Below are 22,330 nucleotides of genomic sequence, written 5' to 3' on the forward strand. Positions count from 1 at the left end.
GTTACTCTCCTTCAACCCGCATGATGCTGGCGACACCCCGCACGGTGTCGAGCTTGCGCAGCGCCTCGACGGTGCCGGTCAGGGCCGCGTCCAGGGCTCGGTGGGTGACGACGACGAGGGACGCCTCGCCGTCCTTGCCCGACTGCCGAACGGTGTCGATGGACACCCCGTGCTCGGCGAAGACCGTGGCGACCTGGGCGAGGACACCCGGTTTGTCGGCCACGTCCAGGCTGATGTGGTACCGCGTGACGACATCGCCCATCGGGGAGACCGGCAGCGCGGCGTACGCCGACTCGCCGGGCCCCGTGGTGCCGTTGAGCTTGTTGCGGCAGACGGCGACGAGGTCGCCGAGCACGGCGGAGGCGGTCGGGGAACCGCCGGCGCCGGGGCCGTAGAACATCAGCTGGCCGGCCGCGTCGCTCTCCACGAAGACGGCGTTGTACGCGCCGCGCACGGAGGCGAGGGGATGGCTCAGCGGAATCATGGCGGGGTGCACGCGCGCCGTGACGGACGCGCCGTCCGCCGCCCGCTCGCAGATGGCGAGCAGCTTGATGGTGCAGCCCATCTGCCTGGCCGAGCGGAAGTCGGCGGCGGTGACCTCGGTCATCCCCTCGCGGTGCACGTCGTCCAGGCGCACCCGCGTGTGGAAGGCGATGCCGGCGAGGATGGCGGCCTTGGCGGCGGCGTCGAAGCCCTCGACGTCGGCGGTCGGGTCGGCCTCGGCGTACCCGAGCGCGGTGGCCTCGTCCAGGGCCTCCTGGTAGCCGGCGCCGGTGGAGTCCATCTTGTCGAGGATGAAGTTGGTGGTGCCGTTGACGATGCCGAGCACCCGGTTGACCTTGTCGCCGGCCAGGGACTCGCGCAGCGGGCGGATCAGCGGGATGGCGCCGGCGACGGCGGCCTCGTAGTAGAGGTCCCGGCCGTGCTCCTCGGCGGCGGCGTGCAGGGCGGCGCCGTCCTGGGCGAGCAGGGCCTTGTTCGCGGAGACGACGGACGCGCCGTGCTCGAACGCGGTGGTGATGAGCGAGCGGGCGGGCTCGATCCCCCCGATCACCTCGACGACGACGTCGATGTCGCCGCGTTTGACGAGCGCGGTGGCGTCCGTGGTGACCAGGGCCGGGTCGATGCCCTCGCGCACCTTGCTCGGGCGTCGTACGGCGACCCCGGCCAGCTCCACCGGGGCACCGATCCTCTGGGCGAGGTCGTCGGCGTGCGTCGTCATGATGCGCGCCACCTCTGAGCCGACGACCCCACAGCCCAGCAGCGCCACCTTCAGCGGACGCGTACGCATCATCCGACCTCGTTTCCTCTTACCGTAGACGGTTGGACCAGTCTCACTCACCGGACGGGAGTTTCTACCCTTCGTCCGGATCCTGAGACGTTTATTTCATTTTCGCGGGGTGTGCGGACCGCAGATCTTCCACCCCGCGCTCCGGGGGCTCATCCGACGTCGAGACGCAGGAGATCCTCCTCCGTCTCGCGCCGGACGATCACCCGGGCCTCGCCGTCGCGCACCGCGACGACGGGCGGCCGGAGCACATGGTTGTAGTTGCTGGCCATCGACCGGCAGTACGCCCCCGTGGCCGGTACGGCGATGAGGTCGCCCGGCGCGAGATCGGCGGGCAGGAACGCGTCCTTGACCACGATGTCCCCGCTCTCGCAGTGCTTGCCGACGACCCGGGCGAGCATCGGCTCGGCAGCGCTGGCCCGCGAGACGAGGGCGACGCTGTACTCGGCGTCGTACAGCGCGGTGCGGATGTTGTCGGACATGCCGCCGTCGACGGAGACGTACGTGCGCAGCCCCTCCAGCGGCTTCACGGTGCCGACCTCGTAGAGCGTGAACGCGGTCGGGCCGACGACGGCGCGTCCGGGCTCCACCGAGATCCGGGGCGTGCGCAGCCGCGCCGCCTCGCACTCGCGGCTGACGATCTCGCCGAGCGCCTTGGCGATCTCGTGCGGCTCGCGCGGGTCGTCGTCGCTGGTGTAGGCGATGCCGAGGCCGCCGCCGAGGTCGATCTCGGGCAGTTCGACGCCGTGCTCGTCGCGGATGTCCTTGAGCAGTCCGACGACGCGGTGGGCGGCCACCTCGAAGCCGGACATGTCGAAGATCTGCGAGCCGATGTGGGAGTGGATCCCGATCAGTTCGAGCCCGTCCAGGTGCAGCGCCCGCCGTACGGCCTCGGCGGCCTGCCCGCCGGCGAGCGGGATACCGAACTTCTGGTCCTCGTGGGCGGTGGCGATGAACTCGTGGGTGTGGGCCTCGACGCCGACGGTGATCCGGATCTGGACCTTCTGCCGCCTGCCCAGGGACTGCGCGATATGGGCGACCCGCACGATCTCCTGGAAGGAGTCGAGCACGATCCGCCCGACACCGGCCTCCACGGCACGGGTGATCTCCGCGACGGACTTGTTGTTCCCGTGGAGGGCGATGCGCTCGGGATCCATCCCGGCGGAGAGCGCGGTGGCCAGCTCGCCCCCGGAGCAGACATCGAGGTTCAGCCCTTCTTCCGCCAGCCACCGCACGACGGCACGCGAGAGGAACGCCTTCCCCGCGTAGAACACATCGGCGTCGGACCCGAAGGCGGTGCGCCAGGCGCGCGCCCGCGCCCGGAAGTCGGCCTCGTCCATGATGTACGCGGGTGTGCCGAACTCCTCGGCGAGCCGGGTCACGGGGACCCCGCCGACGGTGACGACCCCGTCCTCGCCGCGGCCGACGGTCTGCGCCCAGACCTTGTGGTCGAGCACGTTGAGGTCGGTGGGCGGCGCGGAGTAGTGCCCCTCGGGCAGGACATCGGCGTGGCGGGGCCCGGCGGGGTGGGCGGAACGGCTCATGACGGTGGCTCTCAGACTCTCTGTCTTTCTCTGGGGGACATCTGTTCTCGGTCCCCTCAGAGATGTTCGGGTGCGTCGATGCCGAGCAGGGACAGGCCGCCGGCCAGCACCGTCCCGGCCGCTTCGGCAAGCGCGAGCCGGGCCCGGTGGGCGGCCGAGGGTTTCTCCTCGCCGATCGGAAGCACACAGGTCAGAAAGGGCAGCACGGCATCCGCGACGGTGACGAGATGCCGGGCCAGCCGGTCCGGGGCGCGGTGGGTGGCGGCCGCGGTGAGGATGCGGGGGTAGTCGGCCAGGGGGGTGTGGAGGGCGGGGGTGACCGCCGCGGTGTCGGCCTCGGTGGTGTTCAGGGGTCCCGGCTCGGCGGCGAAGCCCAGGCGGGCGGCACCCCGGCCGAGGGACCGGACGCGGGCGTGGGCGTACCGCACCCGGAACAAGGGGTTGCCCTCACGCTGGACGAGATGGTCGGCCGTGATGCGGGGCCGGTCGTGCGGGGCGGGGTGGAGCAGCGCCCACCGGGCGGCGTCGGGCCCGAGCGGCGCGGGGTCCTCGAAAGCGGGCACGGGCCGCAGATCGACGGGCTCACCGTGCTCCACGGTGGCCCGCCCGCCCTGGGTGGCGACGATCCGTACGACGGCGTCGGCCACGACCTCGGCCCGCACCTCGTACGGCACCCGCAACGCGAGCACCTGCCCGGCGAGGGCGCCCCCATGGCCGTACCGCTGCCCCTGTGCGCGGATCTCCCGTACGAGGTCCTGGAGCGGATCGACCCCCCGGTCGAGCCGGAAGTTGAGGAACCCCGGCCCGGTGACGACGACGTCCTCGATGCCGTCCGCCGCGATGAGCCGGGGCCGCAGGATCTCGGCGACGGTGCGCGGCGGCTTCCCGGCCGCGCGGGCGAGCTGGAGCGCGACATTGGTCGCGTACTCCCCGCATCCGCCGGCCCCCGGCTCACTCACCACGACCCGCTCGGGCACGACGACGCTGAGCTGCCCCTCGTCAACAGCACAACGCACCGCGTGCAGCACGGTGCGGGACAGCTCGACGGGGGTCACGGGACAAGGGTAGGGGAGGAGGGGGGTGGGAGGGCGAGCCGGTTTCTCTGGTGAGACGGGGTGGGGTTCGGGGGTGGGGGGTCTGGGGGCGGGGAGATGGCGGCCGGGTTCCCTGGCCGGATGGGGGCGGGGGTCCGGGGTGAGGCGGAGGTGGGGTTCCCTGGCCGGATGGGGGCGGGGATCCAGAGTGAGGCGGAGGTGGGGTTCCCTGGCCGGTGGGGGCGGAACGCTCCCCTCGCCCCCTCGAACCCGGAATTCTACGAACCGGACCCGTCAGGCACAGTCGCGCCCGGCTCACCCGATGGAAACCCCGCCGGCCACCCCATCCGCGAGCCCGTCGTCGTCATCGTCACCACTTCCGTCCCCACCTCCGCCTCCCCCTCTTCTTCCGCCGCCCGCTCCCCCGCGCCCGGCGCGGCCCTGGATCAGCTGCTTGACGAGGCGCACGAGTTCGGCGGGTTCGAAGGGCTTGGAGAGGAAGGCGTCGACACCGACATCGAGGCCGGTCTCGACCTCGTACTGGGTGCAGGCGCTGATGATGGCGAGGGGCAGGTGGTTCGTACGGGGGTCGGCACGGAGCCGGGCGGCGGTCCGCAGCCCGTCCAGCCGCGGCATGACGACGTCGAGCGTCACGAGATCGGGCCGCACTTGGTGCACCACGTCCAGACACTCGGCACCATCGGCCGCGGTCACGACCTCGAGCCCTTCCAGCTCGAGATTGACCCTGATCAGCTGCCGGATGACCTTGTTGTCGTCGACAACAAGCACCCGGCCCGACGCGCCCGGCACAACTCGAGAGTAGGACCGCCCGGGCCACCGCGTCCGGGTTTTCCCCACTTCCACCCCGTACAGGGGACCCCACCCCACAACCGGGTTCCTGATCACCCCACCGGACCTGCTAGTGTTCTACCCGTCGCCGCGAGCACAACGCTCCGCAACCGACACGCCCCCGTAGCTCAGGGGATAGAGCAACGGCCTCCGGAGCCGTGTGCGCAGGTTCGAATCCTGCCGGGGGCACTCGCAGGTCAAAAAAGTTGAAGTTGTGACTTGACCAAGGCGGATGCCGACAGAAGAGGGCGGGAGTCAGTCTCACTGGCTCCCGCCCTCTCTTGTTTTCCCTCAGCGTTCTCGCACTGACTGGCATCCTCGGCTCGTGCTTCGACATCTCAGGTACCGACTCGCGGCGAGAAAAGGCGAATGCGGCGGTGTAGTAGCGACCATGCGAGCAGCCCACAGGTCCTGGCCGCTTCCACGTATCCACTTGGCTTCCCGAAGGTGCATCGAGTCTCGTACCAGGCGGACACGGGCGACCTACCGGTCGAGATAGACCTGTCGCTGGAAGGCGTGGTTCCTGCGGCTCGCGCATACCGTTATGTGAAAACGCGTGACGAGATCATGCCTGTGCCGCGTCCGGAAAAGGAGCGTAAGGAGCTGTACGCATCGGTCCTGGCTCAGACGGCTCTGCGTACCGTGCACGACTTGTTCGCCGCTGACACCGAGGGGGTGGTCCGGTCCAGCGCCTTGAACGGGCACGTGGCCACCATCGACCGCGCCACAGGGCGAGACGTACATCCGTGCTTGATCACTCTCCAGACAGATCAGGACGAATTCAGTCAGCTGGTGTTGACCCAGGTCGATCCGCGGGCCTGTCTGAAACGATTGCGGTCGATGATCTCGCCGAACCCGCACGAACTGGAGCCCGTGCGGCCATTGGTCACATCCGACCTGTCCAAGTTCCGCCTCATGGATAGCCTGGACGTCGTGGCGGGCATAGGTCTGGACAGCGTGAACACCCAGCCGTCAAAGGACGAGGGTGTCGACGCGGTCGCGATGAACACTGATCCCGTCATGAAGGGGTTGTGCGTCATCCAGGCGAAACGCACCAAGAACGTGGTGCCGTTCGAGACTGTTCCAGCACTCGCGGGAGTCGTGGAACACAAGCGGGCAGCCAAGGGCATTCTTGTGACGACTTCCTGGTTCGGCCGCACCAGCGAGGCATTCGCCAACGAGCACGGACGCCTCGAACTCCTCGACGGAGCCAACCTGGTGTGGATTCGCCCGGCTCAGCATCGACGCCCCGACCCGAAACGCACCGGTGTTTCCCACGCACGGGAGCCCTGCCGTGCCGAACAGGCCCGGTTGAAACATCTCCAGTACCAGGAGCCGTCGCGTCGACGCCGCAGATCCACATCGTCTCCCCGGCACGAACCGCACCGCGGCGGCTTCGCGAAGTCCTCCGCATGTTCGTGAGCGAGGATCTTGCCTGCGAAGTGGCCGCCCTTGATGGTCAGCATCACCTCGCGGGAACGGCTCTGCGAGAGGGAGTTGAGGCTGCCCAGCAGAACCGTGTGCTCATCGATGACGACGATCTTCTGGTGCATGACGTTGACAGAGACGACGGTGGGGACCACGGCCCGCAGCCGTTTGACCAGGTGGGACTGCTTCTTCTGCCCCGAGTCGTGGGGGTCGCGGACGAAGACTGTCACGCGCACTCCACGGCGCACCGCGTCGTCCAGCACCGGGAGGAGGCTGATGAGGCGTTTCGCGGTCCAGGGGGACCAGATCCACAGGGAGGTGCGGGCCTCGGCCAGGCGGTCGGCGAACGTCTCGTAGAAAGAGATCTCGTCGTGGACGTCAGTGACCTCCACGTGGCGCGAGAGTACGTCGGCGAGGCGGGTGCTGAACGGACCGAGAGGGATGTCGGGCTGTCCGCCGGGGGCGACGAGCTGGGTCGCGGGCACCCATTTGGCGCGCCGGTCGTGGATGAGTGCGGCAAGCTTGCCCATGGCCGTCTGTTCGCCTGCGGCGAGGATGCGGCTTCGGCTTCCGATGACGTACAACCTGGTCTGTACGCGAGTGACTGCCACGTTGAAGAGCCGTACGCCATTACGGGCCCAGGCTGTCGCCTCGGGGGCCCGAGTGGCCTGGGACATCCAGAGGCCGTCGCCATAGTCGTCTTCCACGGTGTCGAAGACGACCACCGGGAACTCACGGCCCTGGAAACGGTGTGCGGTTCCGACTTCGGCAAGCCGGCCGCCGGTTGCCTCGTGGTCCCGGAGTGCCTCCAGGGTGGCTTCCGCCTGCACCGGGTACGGCGTGACGACACCGGTGTCTTCGCCGTCCTCGCGGTGCAGGTCGACCAGCGCCCTGGCGAGCAGGGCGCCGGCCGGCCACCATCCTTTGCGGCGACCCGTCCGGTGGGTCTGGGCGAGGCTCTGAAGCCCGTCAGTATCGATGATCACGATTTCGGCGTCGTCCGGTGCCCGCCGCGCGGCCCGCTGCTCGACACCGGGGCCGGGCTTCAGAACGCCGTCGTACGCGAGGGTGTTCACGAGACTCATGACGTCATGGCCGAAGCGGTGCTGGACGTCGAGGACGACACAGCCGGGGTGGTTGACGGCAGCCGCTGGCGACTCGATGCCGAAGTGTTCGTACACCTCGCGCAGGATCCAGCGGGCGACATCGGGGCGTTTCGTGCCGTCGAGTTTCGGCAGGACAGGGCCGAGCTGCATGAAGTCTCCGAGCAGAACGGCCGTCGTCCTGGCCTTGCCCACGGCGAGGAGGACCTCGGGGAGATTCGCGGCTCCCGCCTCGTCGACCAGGACAACGTCGTACTCACCCTCGAACACCGCCTTTGTGGTGCGAAAGCGAGCAAGCGTGGTGGCCACGACCTTCGCGCTGCGGATGATCTCACCCTGGGCGTCGCGAGCGAGTTTGTCGTACTCCTCTTGGAGTTCACGGTGAAGGCGTTCGAGAGCCAGGTGGTTCTTCTGATCCGCCGCGACTTGGGGTTTCAAGGTTGCCGCGAGGGCGTGGCGCCTGGGGTGGCCGAGACGATCGGCCTCCGCGACACGCGCCTCGGCGTCCTGCGAGAGGCCAAGTTCTCGGACGAGCGGAGCCCAGCGTGCGGCGAGAACCTTGTGGGTGCGGTGGGCCTGCTCCAGGTCGTTCGCCACCGTGCGAAGTGTCGTCCGCCGGAGTGCGATTTCCTTCTGGCTGAACGGTATCCGCGCACGGAGCTCCACAAGTCGACCCGTTACGGATTCCTCTTGCCCGGCGAGAACAGATCGGGCGGCTGAGGCTTTCCTCCTGGCTTCTTCGGCCTTCGTGCGTGCCGTCTCCAGGTCGGCGCGCGCCGCTTCCCGGTCGCGCTTGGCCCGGCGCCTCGCGAAACCCTTCAACTGTTCAAGTCTGTCCAGACGGCCCCGAGCCGATGCGTACGCGCTTTCGGCGAGCAACGCATTCGCCTCCAGATCGGAGACCGCCGTGCGCAGGTGGGTGAGGCGCTCCTGATGCTCATCGTGCGTCTTCCAGTCTGCCTGGGCCTGCTCCGTGGCCTTGAACGCCGCAACCGCAGAATGGTGGTCGTTCTCCAGCCGGGCGACCGTCTCCGCCGCCGCCCGGGCTTCTCGGTGTGCCTGATCGCGCGCCCTCTCCAGAGCCCGGGAAGTACGCGCGGCGTCGTCGAGTCGGGTGCGGTCCGCCGCGTATTCCACTGCGTCGAAGTCCGTGAGGCTACGCTCCAGCTCCTCCAACTGACGTGCTCGTTCCCGGATTTCGACCAGCTGGGAAGCGACCACGCGACGTCGTTCATCGGCTTCGGCCAGCCGTTCGCGCACCATCAAAGTGAGACAGACACTGGCATCCTCCGCGACCTCCCGCAGGTGGGGCGGTCCCACTCGGACAATCTCACCGTCCGCGTGACGACGCTCCTTCATCACACCCCACAGGGCGTTGTCCACGGCGATGTTGGTGGCAGAGACCAACAGGACGCGCTTGCCCCGTGCGATCAGGTCGCCGATGGCCCGTTTGAGGACCGTGGTCTTGCCAGTGCCCGGCGGCCCCCACACCAGCCACAGCCCTTCGCCCGTACAGGCACGGTAGGCAAGGTCCTGCGCCGGCAGGAGCACGCCCGATGGCGGTCCGGTCGGGGCCAGCCGGCCAGTGCCCGCCTCGCCGCGGGCCATGAGGTGGGCCAGCGGGGCGTCGGTGAGAGCGGCCAGCCCCTCACGCAGGGCCTTCACCAGGAATCCGGTGGGCTGCGGCTTCATCCACAGATGCGGGTCAGCGGGGTCCGCGAACTCGGGTACGCGCACCCGAAGAGCGGTGCCGTCCTTGAACACGTCGAGTACGGAGTAGCCGGCGTCGACGCCGTTCTCGTCGGACCCGGCCAGTCTCAGGCTGTCGCCTTGGAGCTGGTCCGTCCCGATGTCGGAGCCGCGCACGTCGACGACGTACTCTCCGGGGTTTCGACCCCGTACTGCTCGTCCGAGAAGACGCCACCGCGGCTCCCGCGCAGGCACGCCTTCATGAGCCACCCAGGCATCCAGCGCCGAGACGACTTCTTCCTGCCAGCCCACATTCCCCCGCTATCACCGTGCCACCTGGATCTTGATCCCGTGGTACCAAGACGGCCAGGCGATTACCACCGACAATCTCGCCAAGGTGAAGCAGCGACTCGGGCGCCACATTCGATCCAGCGACATTCTCAATAGCATATGAGCACGCGCGAGACCACCCGCACCCCTAGCAGCTCCTCCGGCCTGTCCGCCTACGCCGCCACCCGGCAGATCGAGTACGACCGCGCTGCCCGCCCAGGACCCGTCACCACACTTATGTCCGATCCAGAAGACCTCACCGCGCTCTCCGGATCGTGCGCGAAGGCGATCAAGGCCTGGGTTCCGTACCGGAATGAACCGCGCTCTTCCAAAACGCGGGACATGCGCGAGACAGAAATCATGACGCTGCATCATGGAAGTTGCCTGGCCCGGGTAAAGTGCGGTCGGAGCCTTAGCGTTTGCGCGGGCGTATGCCGCGGGAGCAAGCACGTGTCAAGGCTGTACGCCTATTCATGAACACCCCGGGAGCGGCTGGTCGGGTCGGGCCCCAGCAGCCCTGACCGCTACCCCAACCGGGCAGTAGCCCGGTCAATGAAGCGCCCCAACTCACCTGCAACGCAGCGAAAACACAGACCACCACGGACCCTCACTCTGACAGTAGGTCTTACAACTAAGCTTGGCTATCTGTTACTTCAAACATGCGCTTGGTATCTCTCCTGGTCCGCCGCTGTACTTGGTGCAGTGACTCATCAAAGCCTCAACGATGCCGATCGCATCGAAACGCAGGACAGGGTCCAACTTGGGAAGACTGGTGGCCAGTCAGTATCAGGTCGGTATTGTCCCCTTCTTGGACAACGCTGGGAGAGGTGTTGTCGCGTCCAAGTGGATCGCCACCGTTGTGTAGAAGCGGTGGATCGCGTCGTTGACGCTGCGGATGAAGCCGGATTCGGCGTTGCCGCGGGTGCTGCCCATGGTTTTGAAGAGGGAGAGGCGGAAGGCTTGGATCTGGGTGGTGTTCGATTTGGGGAGCATGTCGGCAGGTTCGGGGCGGAGTCGTTCGAGGGTTCCTCGGGGGCCGGCTGTCTGTCCTTCGAGGAGGGTCTCGATGTGGAGGTCCGCCGGTGCGTCGGCCAGGCGTCGGACGAGACGTTTCGCCCATGACAGGGGGTAGCCCTGTTCGGGTGCGGGGATCTCGATGGAGGTACGGAGCCTGCCTGTGCGCAGGTCGGCGCTGATCGCCAGGACGCCGGGGGTTCCCTCGATGCGCAGCTCGGCCTGGAGCTTGCCGTCGAGGCAGAGCTGGTCGGCGAGGCGGTCCCGTCGTTCCCTCGGGTCGGTCCCGCGTCTGGGGCGTTGGACGGGCAGCACCTTCTGGCCCAGTTCGCCGCCCAGCCGGAGGCAGACCTGGCGGATGAGCCGCTCCCAGTTCTCCACCACCTCCAGTGCGCGCGGATCTCCCTGGCAGAGAGTTTCGTCGTCGATCCCGTTGCGCACCGGGACCCAGGCCGGGCCCATGTTCTGGAAGCCGTGGCAGCCGGAGTTCTCGTGCCGAAGGTAGTGCAGCAGTTCCTGGAGGAGCCAGGCGTGTGCCGCGTTGCCGACCCCCTCGTGCCGGATCAACACCTGAGCCTGGTGGGCGACTTCCGCCCATGAGAGATGCCAGAGAGCCACCTTGTGCTTGCGCCGCCCGTCGATCTTCACCTCGACGAGCGGGCTGCCCTCCAGGGCGACGTCGTTCGACAGAGTGATCACGGCCTCGTAGCCACGGCGCGCGGCGATGTCCATGTAGGCCTGTACCTGTTCGGCCTTGAGCGCGTTGCCGTTGGTCTTCGTCTCGACCAGTGCCGTCCACAGCTTTCCGGCCCGCTCGACACGGATCACTCCGTCGGGACGCCGCGGGCTGTCGCCATGGGGGAGGGTGACCTCGGTGAAGGTCTCCATACGGCCGGCCGGCGATCCGAACGCCGCGGTGAGTCTCCTGCCGAACTCCGGCACCTGCGCCATCACCGACAGCAGCACCGAGGTCGCGCGCATCTCACGGTCCCGGTCGCTCTTGAGCATCGATACCGGGAAGAGCCTGGCCTCCCTCCACGACTCGTTCTCCGCCAGTGTCTTCTTCGCCGTCTTGGGCAGAGTGACCCTCTTCTTGGCGGTACGAGGTCGTCTGGTCGGCTTTCTCGGCTCGGCCTCGTCGTCGGGCCGGCGAGGAGCGGGAACGGCTGCCGTCGGCGCGTCGATGCCGGCGTCGCCCTGTGCTTCTTCCTCTGCCGCCGCGTCGTCCTCGATGTCCACGCCGAAGTCCGTGGCCAGACCGGCGAGACCCGTGGCGTAGCCCTGGCCGACGGCGCGGAACTTCCACTCGCCTTCACGCCGGTACAGCTCGCCGAAGATGATCGCGCTCACCGAGTCGGCGTCGTCGACGGCGAAGCGCAGGAGTTCCTCACCGCTCCCGTCCGCCAACGACAGCTTCACACCTTCCAGTTCTCCGAAACGGGCGCCCTCGTAACGGCTGGCGGCCACGACGATGCGGGCGACTTCGGACGGGACCGCGGTCAGGTCGAAGCTGATCCGGTCCTCGCTTCCGTCTGCCGCCGGGGTCTTGCCCAGAAGCTGCACGCTTCCGTCGGCGGCGACCGGGTTGTTGTAGAAGTAGAAGTCCGTGTCGCTGCGGACCTTGCCGTTCGCGTCCAGCAGGAGAACCGACACATCGGCGTCCCCTTCGCCGGTCGGACTCCCCCAGCCGAGGCTGACGATCACCGAATTGGCGTTCTCACTCAGGGCCGAAAGAGACACATTCGAGCCCATGACCATCTCGCGCACAAAGCCCCCAAAGCGATGCAACCTGAGCATGAGAGCGCCCCGCCCCAGCTGCCCTATGCGTAGTGCTGCGTAACCAGACACGCGCGGATGACTGTAGTGCCCACAGGACTGCGGCTGTAGGAGTCGTGCGGAATTTGTGCAGCATTCATGGAGGTGATCTCGCGACGTCGTCCTGACCGCACACCGGCAGGCGTTCCTTCTCGTCTTCTTCTCATCCGCTTCCGGCGTGCGTGGTGGGCGGGTTGGGGGGACGGAAGGGCGTTCGAAAGGGGGTGGGGGTGGGATGGGGTTTGTTCGGGGGGTGGCCCCGGCGGAGGGACGGTCTGGGGATGGGGAGAGAGTGATGATGAAGGCCAGGGGCGTGGGCCGGTCGGTGGTTGGGCTGGTGGCGGTGTTGGTGGTCGGGGGGCCGGTGCAGGCTGTTGCGGCTGAGCCCGGGGATACGCACTGGGGTGTGACCCCGGTCGTCGCCGCAGTGGAGCCCGGGGATACCCACTGGGGCGTCGTCCCGGCCGCCGTCGGTGTGGAGCCCCGGGATACCCACTGGGGTGCCGGTCACGACAGCGTTTCCGTCTTCTCGGGCGACAGCAGCTGACGTATCGCCCCCGCGCCCGGTCCGACACCGTCATCAGGAGCCCCCTCCCATGCCCTCCCTTCCCCGTGCTCTCGGTTGCTCCGGTGAGTACGTCGAACATGTCGAAGAGTTGCTGCGGGGCTCCGGGTGGGGGGAGGCCGTTCCGTTGCATCGGGGGAGGACCGTGTTCGGGGCCTGTGCGCGGGCTCGGGATTGGGGGGAGGGGGAGTTCGGGGTCGGGCCGGATGAGGAGGTGCCGGTCGGTGGGGTGGCTGAGTTGCGGGCGGCGTTCGCCCGGGAGGTGAGCGGCTGGCGGGGTGGACAGGTGCCGGCCGAGCAGGTTCTGGTCACCGGTGGGGCCACGCACGCCCTCTCCATCGCGTTTCGGGCCGTACTCCGGGCGGACGATGAGGTGTTGGTGCTCTCGCCGCACTGGCCGGATGCCGCCGGGCTGGTGCGGGCCGCGGGTGGGGTGGTGCGGGAGGTGCCGGTTTTCCTGGAACTCGGGGCCGGGGGTTTCGGGTTCGATCTGGTGGGGGCCGTCGAGGGGGCGTTGACGCCCAGGACGCGGGCCGTTTACTTCAACAGTCCGAACAATCCGACCGGGTACCGGCTCGATCGGCGGCGGCTCGCGATGCTCGTGGAGTTGGCCGAGCGGCACGATCTGTGGCTGATCTCCGACAACACGTACGACGGGTACGACTTCACCAGGGAGGGGTTCCCGGACATCGCGGGGATCGGTGCGGCGGCGCAGCGGACGTTCTCGGTGCACAGCTGTGGGACGACGTACGCGATGCCCGGGAATCGGGTCGGGTACCTGGTCTGCCCGCCGGGGGCGGCGGCGACCGCGGCCGTCTGGGCGCGGTACACGGGCGGGGCCGTCCCCACCGTGGCGCAGTTCGCCGCGTACGAGGCCCTGCGGACGCCGCGTGCGGAGCTGGACCGGCGCCGGGATCGTGCCGCGGCGGCCTGGTGGCTCGCGGATTCGACGCTGGAGGTGCCGCACACGGATGTGTCCGGCGGTCTGTACACGTTCCTCGATCTGCGGGCCTGGGGGAACGGCGAGCGGTTCGTGCGGCGGTGTGCCGAGTTCGGGGTCGGTCTGGTGCCGGGTCGAAACTTCGGGGCGCACTACGGCAGTTGGGCCCGCCTCTGCTTCACCGCCGCACCACCGCAGCGGGTGGCCGAGGCGATCGAACGCATCAACAAGATCTACGGGGAAGGCGCCGATGAGCACTGAGACGGTCACGCTCGAACGCCCGGGAACAGTTCCGACGGGCGACGGTCAGGGGACGAGAACGGCGATCTGCGGGGTGCGGCCGCTCGTCCTGATGGGGCTCACGCATCTGCTGACCACGCAGTCGCCCTGCGAGGTCGTCTTCGCCTCGGCCGACGGCTTCCCGGAGCCCGGGGCCGGGATCGATGTGCTGCTGGTCGAGGACACCCTGGCGCAGCACGTGCCGGAGCGGGCGGTGTGGCGCGGGAGTGCGCCGGACGTCGTCGTGGTGCGGGCCGACGCGACGCCGGACCAGGTGCTGCGGCAGGTGCACGCCGCCGTGGAGCGGCGCGCGCCGGTCTCCGCGGGCGACCGGGCGCCGGCCGGGCTGTCGCCGCGCGAGGAGCAGGTGCTCCGGTTCATCGCGTCGGGGATGACCCACGGCCAGGTGGCCCGGCGCATCGGCATCAGCCAGCACACCGTGGACACGTACGTGAAGCGGGTGCGATCCAAGTTCGGTATCGGCAACAAGGCGGAACTCACCCGCGTCGCGCTCGGCCTGCAGCCGCTGTAGAAGGCCGTCCGTCGTACGGTCAGTAGTAGTCGCGCATGATGGTGGTGGCCCACTCGGGCTGAGTGGTGTCGCCCTGGGGGCCGAACTCGCTCATGTACGGCTTGATGTCGAGGACGGGGGTGCCGTCGACGGCGTCCAGGCCCTGGACGTGGAGGTCGAGGCCGTCGGTCTTGATCAGGCGGCAGCGGGAGACGCCGAGGCGGTTGGGGCGGTTCTTGCCGCGCTGGGCGAAGATGCCGACGCGCGGCCAGTCGGTGTTGCCGCGCGGGTGCCGGGCCCCCGTCTCGATCTTCGCCACCGGTACGCGGTCGAAGTGGAAGACGATCTCCAGGTGGGAGAAGGAGTCCAGGCCGGCCACCGCCTCGGGGCCGTACTGGTCGGCGTCCAGGCGGATGACCGCCGTCTCGCCGCCCCAGTCGTCGTCGCGGACCTCCGACCGTCCGCCGACCACCTGGCCCACCGGAACCAAAACCACCTCGGCGGGAGTGCTGTTCTCGGGCATGAGTAGCGCCTTTCGTTCAGAGGGTCGACACGTACAGGGGTCGACGCGTCAAGGATCGATACGTCAAAGGGTCGATACGTCGATCGAGTGGTCCACCGTATCGATCGGTCGTGGCGCGCCGGTACGCGGTAGGTCCGTATCGCGCCAGAACTGGTCGAGTCGCTCGCCGAGTTGGCTGAACAGCGTCCTCAGCTCGGTGTGGTCGGCGGCCGATCCGTAGACCGTGCCGATCGCGCCGATCGTGCCCCGGCGCCAGTCGGTCCGCCAGTCGGCGGCCGGGGAGACGTCGACCAGGTCGACGCCGGGCAGGTTCCCGAGGTCGTCGAGGAGCGCGGGCGGGCCGGGCCGCAGCGGGCCGGGGGGCGGGATCAGCAGGTACTGGAAGGTCACCCGGTCCCCGTGCAGCCGGGCGGGGTCCGGGCCGGTGATGGGCAGGCCCAGGGCCAGGCGCAGGGCGGCGGCCACCATGTCGTAGCCGGTGCGGCGTTGCACGATCTCCGCGATGAATCCGCCGAGCCGCCCGTTGACCTCGATGATTCTCGGTCCCCGGGGGGTGAACTTGATCTCGGTGTGGGTGATGCCGTGCCGGATGCCGAGGGCCCGCACCGCCGCCTCGGCCAGCCGTTCGACCTCGGCGGCGACTTCGGCCGTCACCGGGGCCGGCAGGACATGGCCGGTCTCCCGGAACGGCGGGACCAGCGGCGGTTTTCCGTTGACGGCGGCGGTGCGCGGTTCGCCGTCGACGACCAGGGACTCCACGGAGACGAAGTCGGCCCAGCCGGGGCCGGTCCGGGTGGGGTCCCCGGGCAGGAACTCCTCCAGGACGAAGTCGCGCTCACCGTCGGTGGTGAACTCCGCAAGATGGAAGCGGAGTTCGCCGGGCGAGGTGATCAGGCAGGTATCCACGCTGCCCGCGCCATGCCGCGGTTTGAGGACCGCGGGTGTCCCCACCCGGTCGAGTGCGGCGGCCGCTTCCTCCGGGTCGCGAACGAGGACGCATCCGGTGTGCTGGACGCCCGCCTCCGAAAGTACCTGCCGTTGCCGGTACTTGTCGGTGAGAGCCGCCGCGGTGGCGCGGGAGTGGAAGCGCAGCCCGCAGTGCTCGGCGATCGCGGCCGTCAGGCGCAGCCGGTGCTCGCTGAAGGTGAGGACGCCCGCGGGGGCCAGGCTCTCGGCGAGCCGGCACACCTCCGCCTCGCCGAGCCCGGTGGTGTCGGCGATCTCGGCGTGCCTGCCGAGCTGCGCCAACTCGCTGTCATACGAAGGGTTCCGGGGCTCGCACAGGAAGATCACCCGGCACAGTCCGCGTGCCGCCGAGAGGATGCGCCAGGCGGTGGCGGAGCCCCGGTCGTGGACGACCAGCAGGGTGGGGAGCGCGGAGTGTGCCATGGGTGCCTCCGTCAGGCCCGGTGGGCGGTGATGTTGAGCCGGACGTAGTCGACGACCGGTTCGGGCAGGCGGGCGGCGACCGCGCGCACGAACTCCTCGTGGTCGGACTCGGGGAGCTTGTCGAGGTGGGAGCCGAGGACGACGGTGGCCAGGTAGCTCCACAGCTGCTCGCCGGGCTCCAGCCGCGCCGGGTCGGGCAGCAGGTTGACGTCGATGTCGGTGAACCCGGCGTCCCGCAGCCGCTCGGTGGTCTCCTCCACACCGGCGAAGTACCAGACCTTGTCCTTGCCCTCGGGCTCGTCCTCGGACGTCTTGCCGAGCACCTCCCCCACGGCCGCGTTGATCAGGGCGACATTGCCCTGGCCGCCGCACTCGGCGACGAACTGGCCGCCGGGCCGCAGCTGTTCGGCGAGGTTGGCGAACAGCGCCGCGTGGTCGGTGATCCAGTGGAAGGTGGCCACGCTGGTGATCGCGTCGACCTGGCCGGAGATCGGCAGCGGCTTGGTGAGGTCGGCCTGGAGGACCTCCAGCCGGTCCAGCCGGTCGGCCAGCTTGGCGCGCAACTGGTCGAGCATCCGGCTGGAGCCGTCCACGCCGATCACCCGGCCCTCGGGGACCAGGTCGAGCAGCGCGGCCGTGTCCCGGCCGGTGCCGCAGCCGGCGTCCAGGACGGTCTCGCCGCCCTTGAGATTCAGCCTGCCGAGGGTGCGCTTGCCCCACTGCTGGTGCGGCAGGGGCAGCGAGTCGTATGTCTTGGCATCCCATTCACGGGGCACGGTGCGGTTCCTTCGTGTCGGTGGTGCGGTCGTTCTCGGGGGGCGGTACGGGGACCGGGATGCCGTCGAGGACCAGCCGGACCTCGATCGGGTGCGGGTCCCTGACCAGCCGCAGGGCGTCGCCCTCGGCGAACCAGCGGCGTACGGCGTCCGGTGCGGCCTCACCGGCCTGTGTGGGGTCGGCGGGCAGCAGCTGGACGAGGATGTTGCGCAGGCCGACGGGGGCGTCCCGCGTGGAGTAGGGGCCGCGCAGGTCGATCCGGCCGGAGGCGTGCACGGAGTCGGCCGGTTCGCCGGGTGCGGCGGTGCGCGGGTCGGCGAAGCCGAGCGCCTCGGCGGCCAGCGCGGCCAGGAAGTACTCCTGGGCGCTCGGCGCGAGGTCGGCGCCGAACAGCTGCTTGGGCTGGTCGGACTCGGCGCGCACGCCGTCGACCTCGGCGAGGACATGGGTGCCGATCTCCCACATCACACGGGCCGTGCGCCGTCTGACGGCGGTGGGGGCCGCGGTGGCGCGGCCGGCGGGCGGGCTGGTCAGGTGCACGTCCCTCGCGGTCTGCACCACGGCCTTGATGTCGTTGGGCTCCTCCAGCGTGCGGTGGGCGGTGCCCCGGGCGCGGGCGGCGGTCACCGCCCGCCGGGCCTGCTCGGCCGGGACCTCGCCGTCGAGCCGTATCTCGTACGAGAGTCTGGCGGCGCCGTCCGCCGCGAACTCGGCGCATGGCAGCACCTCCAGGAGCGCCGGTCCGCAGCCCGCGCCGGACAGCTCGGTGACGACGCTGTCCGCGACGGAGGCGCCGAGCGCCACCAGCAGCGAGCCGACCGGGTCGAGGCAGCCGTCGGCGCCGGGCCCGAACCGCTGGTCGATGCCGAAGGCGCGGGCCACCCGGGTGGAGCCGAGCCGCATGGGTTCGGTGTGGACCCGGCAGCGGTCGGCCGCCGCCGGCTGGGCCGCCACGCCGATGCTCAGCTGGGCCTCCCAGGAGTCCTCCCCGATCTGCTCGGCGAGGGACTGCCGGGCGTGCAGGTCGACGCCGTTCAGCATCGCTCGTCACCTCCGTTGCGCTGTGCGAGGGCGGTGTCCAGGGCCCGCCGCAGCCGGCCGGACAGGGCGTCCGCGCCGGTGACGCCCACCGCCAGGCGGACGAGTCGGCGGGTGATGCCCCTCTCCCGGCGTACCCGTTCGCTGAGGTGGGCGTGGCTGGTGCGGGCAGGCAGCCGGGCCGTGCTGCCGAGGGGGGTGTGGCCGCCGTCGCAGGCGGCCAGGATGCCGGTGAGGTCGTGGATCTCTTGTACGACCTCGAAGGACAGCAGCCCGCCGAAGCCCCGGTGGGTCTCCAGCGCCCAGGGCGCCTCGTCGAACGACGGCCGGTGTACGGCCCGTACGGCGGGGTGGGCGCGCAGCATCCCGGCGATCCGCTCGGCGCCGTCCCGCTGCGCGGTCATCCTCAGCTGAAGGGTGGACAGGGAACGTTCGAGCAGATGGGCGGACCAGTCGGGCACCTCGCCGCCGAGCCGCGCGCACTGCTCGGCGATCCTCGGCAGGTACCGGTCCAGGCCGGTGACGAGGGCGGCGCCGACGTCGCCCCAGCCGTCGAGGTAGGGCGCCGTGTCCTCGATGACGATCACGGCGCCGGTCTCCAGGGGCCGCAGTTCGGCCGGGGACAGCGCGGTGTTGTCCACGACCAGCAGCAGGTCGTTCATCTGGGCGTGGATGGCGATCTCGTTGAGCGGGGCCGGGCGCATCAGCGGATCGCTGAGGGACTGCGTGTACACGACCTGGGTCTCGGGCCGTACGGCGGTCAGGACGGTGTCCGCGTCGGTGCTGTCGACGAAGGTCACCGTGCGGCCGAGCCCCGCGAGTTCCTGGGTGAGGACGCCGCGCAGCGGGTCGGGGGTCTGGTCGGAGGCGATGAGGTGGCCGCCCGGGTTGGTGAGGGCGAGCAACGTGGCGGTGGTGGCCGCGACGACACCGGGGACCAGCAGCGCGGTGTCGGCGCCGTGCAGGGCGGCGAAGGCGTCCTCGACGCGGCGGGCCGGCTCGTGGGCCGGGGCCGGGGACGCCGTCACCGCGGCGGTCGGTGCGGAAGGGTGCATGGTCACCGCCGGCACACGGGCGCGTCGGACAGGCCGATGCGCTGGTGGAAGTAGTGGAAGATGATCTCCTCGTGCAGCGCCTCGCCGTCGAGGGTCGGCTTGAGGGCGGCGCCGTCGTTGACCTTCTCGACCAGTCCGCGCTCGATCAGCTCGGTGAAGGCGGAGGCGAACGGCTCCATCTCCAGCAGGTCGGCGCCGAAGCGCTCCTGGTAGCGGGCGAGGTCGATCGGCTGGTTGGCCTTGAAGTTGAAGCCGAGCGCGGTGCCGATGGCCTTGTGGCCGCTGAGCCGGCGGCCGAAGTTGAGCGGCAGGCCCTCGTTGTTCTGCATGAACGACACGTACTTGCTGATGTCGGTGATGTTGTGCGTCTGGAGGAACTCCTCCTGGTCGCCGGTGAGCCAGCCGTAGGCCCCGGGACCGTACGCGATCATGGTGTTGTAGTGCTCCCACTTGTTCTTCGAGGTCTGCGGGATGTTGCCGCCCTCGTAGGTGCCGGGCCGGCTCCACCAGCCGCAGGGGCTCGGGTAGTAGCCCTGCTCCAGCAGGACCTCGACGGCCTCCTGGCGCATCGCGTACGTCGAGTCCAGCTCCGGGAACCGGCCTTCGCGGATGAGACGTTCGCGCACCGCGGGGTTGTTCCAGACCGCGCGGTTGCCGATGCCCATCTCCTCGCGGTCGGCGTTGCGCAGCCGGTAGATGGTGATGGTGGGGACGCCGAGACCGGTGAGGATCTCCATGTCGCGGCGCACCGACTCCGGTGTCTGGTACGGCAGTCCGAACATCATGTCGACGTTGAAGGGGCAGCCGGTCGCGAGCAGGTTCTTGACGGCCTCGATGGACTGGGCCGTGGAGTGGCGGCGCTTGGTGAAGTCGTTCACCTCGTCCTGGAGCGACTGCACACCGAGGCTGAACCGGTTGAAGCCCAGCTCCCGGGCGGTGTCGAGGTGGTGCTGCTGGAAGTTCTCCGGGTTGCCCTCGATGTTGAACTCGATCTCGTCCGAGAGGTCGTAGTTCTCCCGGACGTGCTCGACCAACGGCCTGATGTACTCGGGGCTGTTGAGCAGCAGGGCCGCGGTGCCGCCGCCGATGTAGAAGGACTCGATGCGCGCCCGGGGTATCCAGTCGTAGCGGTCCAGGTAGCGGCGGGACTCCTCGATGAGGAGGTCGGACCACAGCCGCAGGGCGCCGTCCTCCTTGCCGCGTGGCACCAGGCGTTTGACGTAGTTGCAGAAATGACAGATGTAGTTGCACAGCGGGAGGTGGAAGTACAGGTGGGCCGGGTGTCCGGCGCCCGGGAACCGGCCGTACTCGGCGGCGAGTTCCTCTGCTCCGAGCCGGTCGCCCTCGTTCGAGGTGACGTTGATGTTGTACTCGTCGCGGGGGATCTGCAGCTGGGGGTTGCGGTCGAGGAGGCGGCCGAGGTTGAGCTCCAGATCGACCGGCGTGCCGTCGGTGGTGGTGACAGACATGGGACTCCTTGGCTGTTGGGGGCCCGGATGGCTTGTGGCCGCGCCGGGCGGTGCGAAGTGGCGCGAGGAGCGTGCTGTTCGTCAGGGGGCGTAGTACTGGGACATCGCCTCGTGCAGCCAGGCCGGTTCGCGGACCGTCTCCGGTCGCGGTGCGAAGAGCCGCTGATACGGCTTGACGTCGAGGACCGGGGTGCCGTCCAGCGCGTCGAGCGCCCGGACGTGCAGGTTCAGGCCGTCGGCCCGGACCAGTTCGCAGCGCGAGACACCGAGCCGGTTGGGGCGTTCCTTCAGGCGCTGGGCGAGGATGCCGAGGCGGGGCAGGTCCGTGCGGTCCCGGGGGTGGCGGTCGCCGGTGACGACCGCGGTCTCGGGGATCAGATGGAAGTGGAAGACGATCTCCAGGTGCGAGAACCGCTCCAGGCCGGTCACGGCCTCGGGCCGCAGCCGCTCCGGGTCCAGCTCGATGACGGAGGTGACCTTGCCCCAGTGGTCGTGCTCGGGCACGTCACGGGGCGAGCGGACGACGCCGATGGGGTGGAAGACGTACGAGGGCGGGGTGCCGTTCGGCTCCTGCACGGGTACTCCTCTGCGGGTCGCGGTGGTCAGGAGGCGACGGCCGGCGCGGACGCCAGGTCGAGCTGTTCGCGCAGCCGGCGGCCCAGGACCTCGACCTGGCCGGGCTCGACCATCGTGAAGTGGTCGCCGGGGACGTCGACGACGACGGCGCGCTCGGCGACCTCGCTCCAGCCCAGGTCCTCGGGGAGCGTCCCGCCCTCCATCGAGCGGTCGGTGACCCGGAAGACGGTGACGGGGCCGTCGTACGGCTTGATCTCGTAGGCGGCGAGGGCGTCCAGGTTGAACCGGTACATGTCGATCATGCGGCGCAGCCGGTCGGCGTCGAAGTCGGCGGGCATGGTGCCGGCCTCCACGGCCCGTTCCACCAGGGCCTTCGCCCGGGCGTCCGGGTCCAGGCCGCGGAGCCAGTCGATGTCCAGCTCCAGCTTGAGCCCGCGCCACAGCAGGGCGCGCAGCGCGAAGTCCGGGTCGGCGCTGGGCTCGACGGTGATCCGGGTGTCGAGCAGGCCGACGAGTCCGACGCGTTCGCCGCGTTCCTTGAGGCGGCGGGCGGTCTCGTAGGCGAGCAGTCCGCCCATCGAGTAGCCCATCAGGTTCCACTCGGCGCCCTCGGGGTGGACGGTGCGCAGCTGCTCGATGAAGTGCTCGGAGATCTCCTCGATCGAGGTCAGCGGCTCCTCGCCGGGCAGCAGTCCGAGCGACTGCACGGCCCAGAAGGGCTGGTCGAGGCCCATGGCGCGGGCGATGGGCGGGTAGAGCAGCACGGTTCCGGACACCGGGGGCAGGGCGTACACCGGGCTGCCGCCCGTGCCCTGCTGGATGCGGACCAGCTGGCCCTGCCGGTCGGCCGTGCCCCGGCGGACGATCTCCGCGAGCTCGGCGACGGTGGCCGCGGCGAGCAGGTCGGCGGCGGTCAGGTCGACGTGGAAGAGCCTGCGGACCTCGACGGTCAGCTTGATGGCGAGCAGCGAGTGACCGCCGAGCGTGAAGAAGTCGTCGTGGATGCCGACGTCGTGGCGGCCCAGCAACCGGCGCCATACATCTGCCAGTTGGAGTTCCACTCCGTCGCGCCCGGGGTCCGTGGTCGGGTTGGGGTGGGTCATCGTCTCCCTCG

General features: G+C 69.7%; 16 protein-coding genes, 1 tRNA gene and 1 pseudogene. 4 read left to right on the plus strand and 14 right to left on the minus strand.

The window, feature by feature from the left end; all coding sequences use genetic code 11:
- Window position 1 precedes the first annotated feature (1 nt).
- The 4 genes from QHG49_RS11860 to QHG49_RS11875 all read right to left on the minus strand — a co-directional run bounded on the left by QHG49_RS11860 (window position 2) and on the right by QHG49_RS11875 (window position 4,724).
- Complete coding sequence (locus QHG49_RS11860) at window positions 2-1,291, minus strand: homoserine dehydrogenase (protein ID WP_159708571.1); 1,290 nt, start codon at window positions 1,289-1,291, stop codon at window positions 2-4.
- A 149-nt stretch (window positions 1,292-1,440) separates the two neighbouring features.
- Window positions 1,441-2,832, minus strand: coding sequence for a diaminopimelate decarboxylase (lysA, locus tag QHG49_RS11865; protein WP_145491215.1), 1,392 nt, complete (start codon window positions 2,830-2,832; stop codon window positions 1,441-1,443).
- Between the two features lie 56 nt (window positions 2,833-2,888).
- Window positions 2,889-3,887, minus strand: coding sequence for an ArgS-related anticodon-binding protein NrtL (nrtL, locus tag QHG49_RS11870; RefSeq protein WP_301489352.1), 999 nt, complete (start codon window positions 3,885-3,887; stop codon window positions 2,889-2,891).
- A 294-nt stretch (window positions 3,888-4,181) separates the two neighbouring features.
- Window positions 4,182-4,724, minus strand: a complete 543-nt coding sequence (locus QHG49_RS11875) for a response regulator (RefSeq protein ID WP_370530568.1) — start codon at window positions 4,722-4,724, stop codon at window positions 4,182-4,184.
- Window positions 4,725-4,832: 108 nt separating this feature from the next.
- On the opposite strand from QHG49_RS11875, the gene QHG49_RS11880 reads away from it, so the two are divergent.
- A tRNA-Arg gene (locus QHG49_RS11880) sits at window positions 4,833-4,904 on the plus strand.
- Between the two features lie 726 nt (window positions 4,905-5,630).
- Window positions 5,631-5,924, plus strand: a pseudogene (locus QHG49_RS11885) (restriction endonuclease); the annotation flags it as partial.
- A 26-nt stretch (window positions 5,925-5,950) separates the two neighbouring features.
- Here the strand turns inward: QHG49_RS11885 and QHG49_RS11890 are convergent.
- Both QHG49_RS11890 and QHG49_RS11895 read right to left on the minus strand, forming a co-directional pair.
- Window positions 5,951-9,247 (minus strand): AAA domain-containing protein, encoded by a 3,297-nt coding sequence (locus QHG49_RS11890; protein ID WP_301489355.1) that lies wholly within the window; start codon window positions 9,245-9,247, stop codon window positions 5,951-5,953.
- Between the two features lie 804 nt (window positions 9,248-10,051).
- Window positions 10,052-12,037 (minus strand): TerD family protein, encoded by a 1,986-nt coding sequence (locus tag QHG49_RS11895; protein WP_301492756.1) that lies wholly within the window; start codon window positions 12,035-12,037, stop codon window positions 10,052-10,054.
- A gap of 851 nt (window positions 12,038-12,888) precedes the next feature.
- Here QHG49_RS11895 and QHG49_RS11900 point away from each other — a divergent pair.
- The gene (locus tag QHG49_RS11900; RefSeq protein ID WP_301489358.1) at window positions 12,889-13,860 is read left to right on the plus strand and encodes a pyridoxal phosphate-dependent aminotransferase; all 972 of its coding nucleotides are present in this window, start codon (window positions 12,889-12,891) and stop codon (window positions 13,858-13,860) included.
- A complete protein-coding gene (locus QHG49_RS11905; protein WP_301489360.1) occupies window positions 13,850-14,410 on the plus strand; it encodes a response regulator transcription factor in 561 nt (186 codons plus the stop codon). Before QHG49_RS11900 ends, QHG49_RS11905 begins: the two co-directional genes overlap by 11 nt.
- Before the next feature lie 19 nt (window positions 14,411-14,429).
- Here the strand turns inward: QHG49_RS11905 and QHG49_RS11910 are convergent, their stop codons facing one another.
- The 8 genes from QHG49_RS11910 to QHG49_RS11945 all read right to left on the minus strand — a co-directional run bounded on the left by QHG49_RS11910 (window position 14,430) and on the right by QHG49_RS11945 (window position 22,319).
- Window positions 14,430-14,912, minus strand: a complete 483-nt coding sequence (locus QHG49_RS11910; protein ID WP_159705006.1) for an SAM-dependent methyltransferase — start codon at window positions 14,910-14,912, stop codon at window positions 14,430-14,432.
- A 63-nt stretch (window positions 14,913-14,975) separates the two neighbouring features.
- Window positions 14,976-16,301 (minus strand): acetyl-CoA carboxylase biotin carboxylase subunit family protein, encoded by a 1,326-nt coding sequence (locus QHG49_RS11915; protein ID WP_301489362.1) that lies wholly within the window; start codon window positions 16,299-16,301, stop codon window positions 14,976-14,978.
- Window positions 16,302-16,312: 11 nt separating this feature from the next.
- On the minus strand, window positions 16,313-17,077 hold the full coding sequence (locus QHG49_RS11920; protein ID WP_301489365.1) for a trans-aconitate 2-methyltransferase: 765 nt from the start codon (window positions 17,075-17,077) through the stop codon (window positions 16,313-16,315).
- On the minus strand, window positions 17,067-18,119 hold the full coding sequence (locus QHG49_RS11925; RefSeq protein WP_159704997.1) for a hypothetical protein: 1,053 nt from the start codon (window positions 18,117-18,119) through the stop codon (window positions 17,067-17,069). The genes QHG49_RS11920 and QHG49_RS11925 overlap by 11 nt, the downstream gene beginning before the upstream one ends.
- On the minus strand, window positions 18,113-19,171 hold the full coding sequence (locus tag QHG49_RS11930; protein WP_159704995.1) for a PLP-dependent transferase: 1,059 nt from the start codon (window positions 19,169-19,171) through the stop codon (window positions 18,113-18,115). Before QHG49_RS11930 ends, QHG49_RS11925 begins: the two co-directional genes overlap by 7 nt.
- Before the next feature lie 2 nt (window positions 19,172-19,173).
- Window positions 19,174-20,640, minus strand: coding sequence for a radical SAM protein (locus tag QHG49_RS11935; RefSeq protein ID WP_159704992.1), 1,467 nt, complete (start codon window positions 20,638-20,640; stop codon window positions 19,174-19,176).
- Between the two features lie 81 nt (window positions 20,641-20,721).
- Window positions 20,722-21,216: an SAM-dependent methyltransferase gene (locus QHG49_RS11940; RefSeq protein WP_301489371.1), complete on the minus strand. Its 495-nt coding sequence runs from the start codon at window positions 21,214-21,216 to the stop codon at window positions 20,722-20,724.
- 26 nt (window positions 21,217-21,242) lie between these two features.
- Window positions 21,243-22,319 (minus strand): non-ribosomal peptide synthetase, encoded by a 1,077-nt coding sequence (locus tag QHG49_RS11945; protein WP_301489373.1) that lies wholly within the window; start codon window positions 22,317-22,319, stop codon window positions 21,243-21,245.
- Window positions 22,320-22,330: the final 11 nt, after the last annotated feature.

The organism is Streptomyces sp. WP-1 (assembly GCF_030450125.1).
Classification (GTDB): domain Bacteria; phylum Actinomycetota; class Actinomycetes; order Streptomycetales; family Streptomycetaceae; genus Streptomyces; species Streptomyces incarnatus.